The sequence below is a fragment of the Streptomyces graminilatus genome (assembly GCF_001418565.1).
GTDB classification, from domain to species: Bacteria; Actinomycetota; Actinomycetes; order Streptomycetales; family Streptomycetaceae; genus Streptomyces; species Streptomyces graminilatus.
Map to the genome: position 1 here is coordinate 1 of NZ_LIQQ01000580.1, position 8,898 is coordinate 8,898.

At 71.3% G+C, this 8,898-nt stretch carries 7 protein-coding genes; 3 read left to right on the top strand and 4 right to left on the bottom strand.

Annotated features, from left to right (window positions below; genetic code table 11):
* The first annotated feature begins 256 nt into the window (after window positions 1-256).
* Both AOK08_RS37115 and AOK08_RS37120 read left to right on the top strand, forming a co-directional pair.
* Entirely contained in the window at window positions 257-1,114 is an 858-nt protein-coding gene (locus AOK08_RS37115) for a helix-turn-helix domain-containing protein (RefSeq protein ID WP_055534304.1), read from the top strand.
* A gap of 228 nt (window positions 1,115-1,342) precedes the next feature.
* Window positions 1,343-1,552, top strand: a complete 210-nt coding sequence (locus tag AOK08_RS37120; protein WP_055534305.1) for a DUF397 domain-containing protein — start codon at window positions 1,343-1,345, stop codon at window positions 1,550-1,552.
* 126 nt (window positions 1,553-1,678) lie between these two features.
* Here AOK08_RS37120 and AOK08_RS37125 read toward each other — a convergent pair whose 3' ends face one another.
* Both AOK08_RS37125 and AOK08_RS37130 read right to left on the bottom strand, forming a co-directional pair.
* Window positions 1,679-2,083 carry a Scr1 family TA system antitoxin-like transcriptional regulator gene (locus AOK08_RS37125; RefSeq protein ID WP_157876956.1) on the bottom strand — a complete coding sequence of 135 codons (405 nt, stop codon included), beginning with the start codon at window positions 2,081-2,083 and terminating at the stop codon, window positions 1,679-1,681.
* A gap of 95 nt (window positions 2,084-2,178) precedes the next feature.
* Window positions 2,179-3,093 (bottom strand): hypothetical protein, encoded by a 915-nt coding sequence (locus AOK08_RS37130; protein ID WP_055534308.1) that lies wholly within the window; start codon window positions 3,091-3,093, stop codon window positions 2,179-2,181.
* Between the two features lie 99 nt (window positions 3,094-3,192).
* On the opposite strand from AOK08_RS37130, the gene AOK08_RS37135 reads away from it, so the two are divergent.
* Window positions 3,193-3,978: an SDR family oxidoreductase gene (locus AOK08_RS37135; RefSeq protein ID WP_055534309.1), complete on the top strand. Its 786-nt coding sequence runs from the start codon at window positions 3,193-3,195 to the stop codon at window positions 3,976-3,978.
* Window positions 3,979-4,008: 30 nt separating this feature from the next.
* On the opposite strand, the gene AOK08_RS37140 is transcribed toward AOK08_RS37135, so the two are convergent.
* Both AOK08_RS37140 and AOK08_RS37145 read right to left on the bottom strand, forming a co-directional pair.
* Window positions 4,009-5,166, bottom strand: a complete 1,158-nt coding sequence (locus tag AOK08_RS37140) for an ADP-ribosylglycohydrolase family protein (protein WP_055534314.1) — start codon at window positions 5,164-5,166, stop codon at window positions 4,009-4,011.
* Window positions 5,167-5,329: 163 nt separating this feature from the next.
* Window positions 5,330-8,743 carry an ATP-binding protein gene (locus AOK08_RS37145; protein WP_055534311.1) on the bottom strand — a complete coding sequence of 1,138 codons (3,414 nt, stop codon included), beginning with the start codon at window positions 8,741-8,743 and terminating at the stop codon, window positions 5,330-5,332.
* Between the last annotated feature and the right edge of the window lie 155 nt (window positions 8,744-8,898).

Consider the following 8,898-nt stretch of genomic DNA (forward strand, 5'->3'; position numbering starts at 1 on the left):
CCCTCCACCCCCTCCACCCCCTTCGGCACTGCCCTCCGGCAGACGGCATCCGGCACATGCGCGTGCGGGGTGGCCGGGGAACGGCCCGGCAGGATAAGCGGAATCCGCCGGACTGGCGTGTACCGGGCGCATATCTCCCGCCTAGGCACCGCATATCCGCAGTTTCCCAGCGGTAGAACGCACCTTGGTGGCAGTCTGCTCAACAGCAGATACGGAAAGTGGCAAGTACAGGTACACAGCCGGAGGTGCACGTCCCATGGCGTCCAATGTGAATCCCACCGTCAGGCGACGCCGGTTGGGCCAGGAGTTGCGCAGGCTCCGAGAACAGAAGAACCTGACGGCCGAAGAGGTCGCCGAGCGACTACTGGTCTCCCAATCGAAGATCAGCAGGCTGGAGAACGGCCGCCGCAGCATCAGCCAGCGCGACGTCCGCGACCTGTGCGGGGTGTACGAGGTCCAGGACCAGCGGATGGTCGACTCCCTGATGGAGATGGCCAAGGACTCCCGCCAGCAGGGCTGGTGGCACGCGTTCGGGGATGTCCCGTACAGCGTGTACATCGGGCTGGAGACGGATGCGGCGTCGCTGCGCGTGTACGACCCGCAGGTCATCCCCGGGCTGCTGCAGACCCGCCCCTACGCGGAGGCACTCATCACCGGCGCGCTGCCGGAGACGGCCTCCAGCGACATCGACAACCGTGTCCAGGTCCGGCTGCGCCGGCAGGAACGGATCACCGCCGTGGAGAACCCACTGCGCCTGTGGACCGTGCTCGACGAGGCCGCGCTGCGCCGCGTCGTGGGCAACAAGCTGCTGATGCGGGAGCAACTGGAGTCCCTGGTCGAGCAGTCCCAGCTGCCGCACGTCACGGTCCAGGTCATCCCCTTCGAAATGGGGGCGCATCCTGGCCTCAACGGCCAGTACGCGATCCTGGAGTTCCCCGACGCGGCCGATTCCAGCGTGGTCTACATCGAGGGCGTCACCAGCGACCTCTATCTGGAGAAGGCGCAGGACGTTCAGAAGTACAGCGTGATGTATGAACACTTGCGGGCACAGGCCCTCAATGTGGACCAATCCCGGCAATTCATCGCCGAGTTGGCGAAAAAGTACGCGGAGTGATCCCCTGGAGAAGCAAGGGACGCACGGTACACCTCCGCATCACGCCAGCGGAAGAGCCCGCTGGAATATGCCACCCGGTCGAGTGAACGGCCGGTCCGCATAGCGATGTTGGCGAGTAGCGTCGATCAGGCCATCGAGGAACAACGTTGGCGCAAACCGTGCCGCGGGCTCCGCAAGGAGCCCTCCGGACGGCGACAGCTACTCACCACTGCTAAAAGCGGAGCGAACATGGCAATTCAGCAAGGCGCCACCAGCACCTGGACGAAGTCCTCGTACTCCACGGGCAACGGCGCGTGTGTCGAGGTCAAGTCCCCGATTCACGCGGCGATGGCGGTCCGGGACTCCAAGGTCCCGGCAGGTCCGACGCTGGCTTTCCCGGCCGACTCATGGAACTCGTTCGTGGCGGAGGTCAGCCGGGGAGCGTTCGACCTCATCTGATGCTTCACCGCCACTTCCCACAATTCCATAAGCACCGCAGGAAGAGCCCTCTCGACTGGCCCGCCGTCCTGGCCGAGGGGGCTCGGCCATGCCCGAACCCCTGTCATCGGGCCGGCAGTTCGTCGATCAGCGCGCGGCGGACTGCTCGGCCGACAGCGTGACTTCGGCCGACAGGGTCTTCGCTGCCGCCTGACAGGCCGCGACTTCTTCGGCATCGGTGGTCATCAGGCTGGAGGCCGGCAACTCGCGGTAGACGGTCGCCCCGCCTCCGTCGTACGACAGGATCTCGAAGTCGCCGAGACTGCCAGGGTGAACCGACCGGCACAGCGGCACGATCTGAATCGTCACGTCGGGACGCTCGGACAGCTCCTTCAGCCTTCGATGCTGATCCTTCCTGATGTACGGCCGCCCCTCGAACTCGTTCAGCAGGGCGACTTCATGGACCACCGCACGCAGTTCGAAGGGCGCGGACTCACGCGTCAGAATCGACTGACGAGCGGAGTTCATGTCCGCCACCATGTCCGCCACCATGTCCGCCACGCCATGGGCCGGGCGGAACCCCTGTCGGCCGACAGGAGTTCCGTATCGGCGAGTTCGGCCTCAGCACCTGCCCCGGAGCCACCGATTCACCCTTGAACGCCCGGCTCCGGAGACCCTCCGGTCCAACCAGCCCCACGCAGCTGATCCACGTACCGGTCCGTCCCCGGCACAGTCGGGATGAACGGCGCCATCAACTCCACTCGCCCCAGACCGGATTCGCGCACCTCCTCCCCCAGCCCCGCGAAGTGCTCCTCCCAGCAGTCCCGTGGATCCGCCTCCAGGAACCACAGCAGGGTCAGGCGCACGTCCACGCCCTCGACCTGCTTGACGTATGTCATGCGGTCGCCGGGGAGTGGGGTCGGGTGGAAGACGGTCACCAGCGCCGCGGGGGATCCGGCGAGGCGGCCTGGCAGATGCCGGGTGCGCAGCCACTCCAGCAACTCCGGCCGGGATTCAGGGCTTTCGGCGTCGATTACCTGCAACACCAGGCCCGCGTACGGGTGGTCGAGCGCGTGGAAGTCGCGGGGGCCGGCGGCACCGTCCCGGTAGACCGTCGTCTCGTGGTCCTGGAACGCCGTGAAGACGTGGGTACGGTCCTGGTAGACGCGCGCGTCGCGGTTGAGGCGCTTGTTGATGCCGACGGTCCAGCGCATGTGGTCGGCGTAGCGGCCCTGGGTGATCCAGTAGGTGGAGAGGTAGCAACCCGCGGTGACCGGCTGCGCGACCGCCGACTTCTCGGGGTAGCGCAGGAGTTGGAGGTCCCGGGTCGCGACCCACCGGCGGCCGGAGAACATCCAGGGCATGGCCATCGCGCCGGCGTAGTAGTGGTCGTCCTCGTACCAGCGGTTGTACGCGTACTCGTGGCCCGGGTGCGGTTCGACCATGGTGATGAGCGCGTGGCCCGGGTGGACACCGTACGGACCGAGGGCCGCCAGTTCGGCGTACACCTCACTGCGGGTCCCCTCGCCCAACTCCGCACCTGTCGATTCCGTTTCGGTCATTCCCTTCCCTTCCTCTCCTTCGCTGCTCTTCCTTCCTCCTTCGGACGCCCATACTCTGACGCCCCGTCAGATAATCCGCCAGTGTCGGGGAGGGCTTCGATGTCGCTGCTCACAGGGAAGACCGTCGTCGTGTCCGGTGTCGGCGCCGGACTCGGGCGGCAGGTCGCCGCGGCCGTCGTACGGGACGGGGGCAACGCCGTGCTCGGGGCGCGTACCGAGGCGTACCTCGCGAAGACCGCCGGTGAGCTCGATCCGGACGGGACGCGGACGGCGTACCGCGCGACCGACATCACCGACGAGGAGCAGTGCCGGGCGCTGGCCGCGCTGGCCCGCGAGCGGTTCGGGCGGATCGACGGGGTCGTCCATGTCGCCGCCTGGGACAGCTACTTCGGCGGGATCGAGGACGCGGACTTCGAGAGCTGGGCCGGTGTCGTCGACGTCAATCTGCTGGGCACGCTGCGGATGACGCGGGCCTGTCTGCCCGCGCTGAAGGAGCGGGGCGGGAGTGTGGTGTTCATCGGTACGCAGTCCGCCGTGGCCGCGCCGACACAGGTGCGGCAGGCCGCGTACGCCGCCTCGAAGGGGGCGCTGACGAGCGCGATGTACTCACTGGCCCGGGAACTCGGGCCGCACCGGATACGGGTCAACACCGTGCTGCCGGGGTGGATGTGGGGGCCGCCGGTGGAGGCGTACGTGCGGTTCACGGCGCAGGGCGACGGGGTGCCGGAGACCGAGGTGCGGCGGCGGCTCGCGGAGCGGATGGCGCTGCCCGAACTGGCAACGGACGGAGATGTCGCCGACGCGGCGGTGTTCCTCGCGTCGGACCGGGCGCGGGCCATCACCGGACAGTCGCTGCTCGTGAACGCGGGTGAACTGATGCGGTAGTTGACGCGGTATGCGTTGCGGCGGTCGTTGTCACGCCCGTGGGTAGCGCGTGAGCCAGCCCGGGGAGGAGCCCGCCGGGCCGTGCAGGGACGGGCCCTGGGTCATCTCCATCGCGAAGTCGTCCGCGAGGACCAGCATCGTCGGACGGCCCTCCAGCTCCGCCAGCCAGGCGGGCGGGAGGGCCGTCTCGCCGTGCAGGGCGCCCAGCAGGCCGCCGGTCAGCGCGCCCGTCGCGGCCGAGGGGCCGCCGTGGTTGACCGACAGGGACAGCCCGTGCCGGACGTCCTCGCCGACCAGCGCGCAGTAGACCGCCGCCGACAGGAGCCCGTCCGCCGTGCCGATGCCGGCCAGGTCCGTGACCCGCGCGCAGGACGGGATGCCCTGGCGTACGGCGCCCAGGGCCCGCTGGAGGGCCTCCGACACCTGCTGGTGGCCCGGTCGGGCCGCCAGCAGGGCCAGCGCCCGCTGCACCGCCGTGTCCAGGCTCTCGCCGCGCGCCAGACTGTGCACGATCACGGCGTACGCGCCCGCCGCCAGGTATCCCGTCGGGTGGCCGTGGGTCTGCGCGGCGCACTCCACCGCCAGCTGCATCACCAGCTGCGGCTCCCAGCCGACCAGCAGCCCGAAGGGGCCCGAGCGGGCCGCCGCCTCCACCCCCGCCTCACCGGGGTTCTTCGGCGCGTCCAGGGTGCCCATCGTCTCGTCGCCGAGGCCGAGCAGGCAGGCGAGGGACGGGTCGCGGCGGGCGTACAGCCACTCCTCGCGGGCCAGCCAGCCGTCCTCCTTGCGCCGTTCGTCGGGCCCCCAGTCGCTCTGGGTGGCCGCCCAGCGGCGGTACGCGCGGTGCAGGTCGGTCGGCGGGTGCCAGGCGCCGGTGTCGCGGCGCACCTGGGCGCGGATCAGGCCGTCCAGGGTGAAGAGGGTGAGCTGGGTGAGATCGGTGATCGCGCCGCGTCTGCCGTACGCGAAGGCCAGATCGGTGAGCCCGTCCGCGCCGTACGCCTCCAGGATGGAGCCGAGGGTGAGTCCGTCGAGCGGGGCGCCCAGGGCGTCACCGAGGGCCGCGCCGAGCAGGGTGCCGCGTACCCGGCTGCGGAAGTCCTGCTGCTCGGGGCGGCCCCAGATGGCGCCGGACGCGGCACCGGTCACACCACCGGTTACCCCACCGGTCACGCCACCGGACGTCATCACATCCACCTCGGACCTCCCTCACGGCATCGTTCGTACGATGGACAGCTCAGCACTGTAATCGACCGGGAATGGTCCGTTCAGGGCATCAAATGCAACTCGTGCCCCCTGTTTCCCGCCCACCTCCCGCCCCCACTTCTCTCGCACCTCGCTGTCATCGCGCTTACCGCCCGCTGATCGCCTCCCGCGCATCCCGTGCATCCCGTGCGTCCCGTGCCTCCCGTACCCGCTCCAGCCGTACGGCGATCCGCTCGCGTTCCTCTGGCGACCCGCCCGGCGCCGCCGCCAGTTCGGCCAGCAGGTCGGCCAGCCATGCCACGTCCGCCCACTCCCCCGGCCCCGTGAGCAGACGGGCGAGGCGTTCGTCCAGGTCGGCCCAGTCGCCGAGGCCCGCCGCGATCACCGCGTGCGGGAAGCCGGGGGCGCCCTCGGCCGGGTCCCAGCCGGAGGCCAGCCGGTGCGCCTCGCGCCAGAGCGGGCGGGCGGCCTCCTGGCCCCGCTCCCCGGCGACCGCGAGGGCGAGGCAGAAGGCGCCGCCCGCCTCGTGCAGGGCGCGCATACGGTCCGCCGTCTCCCGGGCGGCCCGCCACTCGCCCGCCTTGCGCTGGGAGCGGGCCAGCTCCTCCAGACCGGCCGGCTCCGCGAGCCCGTGCCGCGCCGCCTCCGCGAGCGCCGCCGCCGCGTCCTCGGGGCGCCCGTCAAGGAGGTGTACCCGGGCGAGGGTGTGGTGCGCCCAGGCCCGGTCGTCGCCGATCGCGAGATAGCGGTGGAGGCCGGTACAGGCGTCCCCGGGGCGCCCCACCGCCAGCAGGGTCATGATGCGGCGCCTCAGGTGCCAGGCCCCGTCCGGGTCGAGCGCGACCGCCCGGTCCAGATCCGCCAACGCCTCGCCGTACAGCCGCAGTTCATGCAGTACGGCACCCCGGCAGCCGATCGCCCACACGCTGTCCGGGTCCAGTGCGAGCGCCCGGTCGAGGTCGGCGCGCGCCTCCTCGAACCGGCCCAGGCAGCGCAGCGCCTCGCCCCGGTTCCACAGCACCCACGCGCTGTCGGGCTCCAACTCGGCCGCCCGGTCGGCGTCTTGGTGCGAAGCCTCGTACTCCTCAACCCGCCGGTACACCACCGAGCGCTGCACCAGCGCCCAGGAGTACGCCGGGAACAGCTCCAGCGCCCTGCCGAGATCGGCCAACGCCTCGCCGTGGCGGCCGAGTCGGCTGTGGGAGGTACCCCGGCTGGCATACGCCGACGCGTAGGCCGGGTCGAGTTCGAGGGCCCGGTCGTAATCGGCGAGGGCCTCGGTGTCGCGGTCGGCGCCCCGGAGCGCGTCGCCGCGCTGGCACATGACCCAGGGCAGTTCGGGGCCGAGGGCGACGGCCCGGTCCAGGTCGGCGAACTGCCGGTCCCGCTCCCCGCGCGAGCGGTGCACCCGGGCCCGCCGGACCAGCGCCCACAGGTGCCCGGGGTCCAGTTCGAGGGCCCGGTCCAGGTCGGCGAGGGCCTGTTCGATGTCACCGGTGCTGACCCGGGTGACGCCACGGGCGGCCCAGGCGCCGGCCAGATCGGGGCCGAGGGCGATGGCCCGGTCGAGGTCACGGAGGGCTTCCTCGTGGTGGCCGAGGACGCGGTGGCAGTCGCCGCGTGCGAAGAGGACACGGGCGGTGCCGGGGGCCAGTTCGTCGGCGCGGTCGAGGTCCACGATGGCGGCGGCGTAGTCGCGCTGTTCGGCGCGGGTGACGCCCCGGCCGTAGTGGGCGCGCTCCAGCCCGGGATCGAGGGCGACTGCCTGTTCGTACTCGCCGAGGGCCCTCTCGTACTCCCGTCCAAGCCGCAGTTCGCGCCCGCGCAGCATACGAGCGACGGCCTGCCCGCGTGCGTCGAGCCCGGCACGGCCGAGCAGCAGGGCGAGCGCCCCGAGCACCCCGCCCTCCCCACCCTCTTCTCCGCCCCTTTCGTCCGCGAGGGCGTCGAGCAGGTCGCGCCCCCAACTCCGTGCCGCCGGGGCCTCGTTGTCGTCGCCGGCCTCCACCAGGACGCGGGCCCACCGCCGGGCGACCACCTCCCCGTGACCGCAGGCGTCGACGACGTCCCGCAGGACGACGGGCAGCGCGGTACGGGGGGCCGCGCACAGCAGGTGGTACGACTCCGCGAGCCGCAGCTCCCGCCACTCCTCCGCGGCCCACAACTCGCCGTCGGACAGCTGCACTTCGACCTCCCCGCGCCAGCGGGCGAAGGTGCCGGCGAGGCCGGTGTGCTGCTCGGCCCAGCGGCGCGGGGAGCGGTGGCGCTGGAGACGGAGCATCGGGGCCCGTACGACATCGTGGTACTGAACTCGGTCCCCGCGGTCGCTCACGAACGGCAGCGACCTCAACCACCCGTACAGCAGATCGAGTTCGGCGTCGTCCCTCGTCTCCCCGGAAGCGGTGACGGGGAGGGCGGCCCGGAAGACGTCGGCGTCCAGTCGCCGGGGCAGGGCACAGGCAAGGGCGGCGGCCTGGCGTACAGGATCGGTCTCCCACTTCAGGAACCGTCCCACGGCGGTCGCGCTCGGGTCGCCGATGTCGTCCGGGTCGGTGGGGCGGGCCTCGGCGAGGGTGGACACCAGCACCGGCAACCCGCCGGTGAGCCGCAGCACCTCCTCGACGACCGGCTCGTCCGTCACCCCTTTGTCGGCGAGCAGCCCGCGCGCCTCGGCCTCGGTGAACGGCCCGAGCGGCACGTCGGCGACGAAGTCGGCGAAGCCACCCCAGCGCCCGGTGTCGAAGGGCCGCTGACCTGCGGTGACGAGAACAAGGTTGGCGGGGAAGGAGAGGTCGCCGTAGCGGTCGGTGGTCATGATGTCGTGCAGCCAGCCGTCGAGAAAGGGCCCGGTGCGCTCGTACGTGTCGAGGAAGAGAACGATCCAGGGCACGGCCGCGCAGATGCCGTCCAGCTCGGCGAGCAGCACCGGGGTGAGGGCACGCTCGGGGGCGAGTACGAGCTGTACGTCGTCCTGGTTGCGCAGCCGGGCGGCGATCCCGGCCCGCACCCTGTCCGCGCCCTGGGCGATCCGGTCGGCGTCGAGGGCGCCGGCGAAGGGCCCGACGACCGGGATGAGTCCGGCGCCGACGAGCCCGATGCGGGCGGCGGTCAGACTCCCGGCGGAGGGGCTCGCAGGGGCGGGCCGCCCGGCGGAGGGCCCCTCGGGCTGCGGTTCGAGGCTGGCGACGGCGGACTCGGCCTCGTGCCGCCGCTCCCGGTGCGCGGCGAGGAGCCGCTCCAGCTCCTTGAACCGCCGCCCCTGGGCGGCAAACTGACGGCACATCACCGCAAGGGCCTCGGGCACGCTACCGACGCCCTCGTCGACGTACACGGTGAGTGCGCCGCGTTCCTTGGCCTGCTGCTCCAACTCCCGCACGAGGAAGGTCTTTCCGACCCCGGCATTGCCGTGCACATGAAAGCGGAAGCGATGACGCTCGTCGTCCGGCGGCAACTCGAAGTTGGCCCGGAACGCGGCCCGTTCGGCGCCCCGGCCGACGAATCCGGCGCGTCGGCGCTGCTGGATCAGCTGCCGCATCGACGGGCGGGGGGCCTGTGCCATCGGTACCTCTCCCTCTCACTGTGCCGCGACGAGTCCGTTGGTACATCCGCCGGTACATCCGTCGGTACATCCGTCGGTACATCCGTCGGTACATCCGTCGGTACATCCGTCGGTAGATCTGTGGGTACATCTGTGGGTACATCTGTGGGTACATC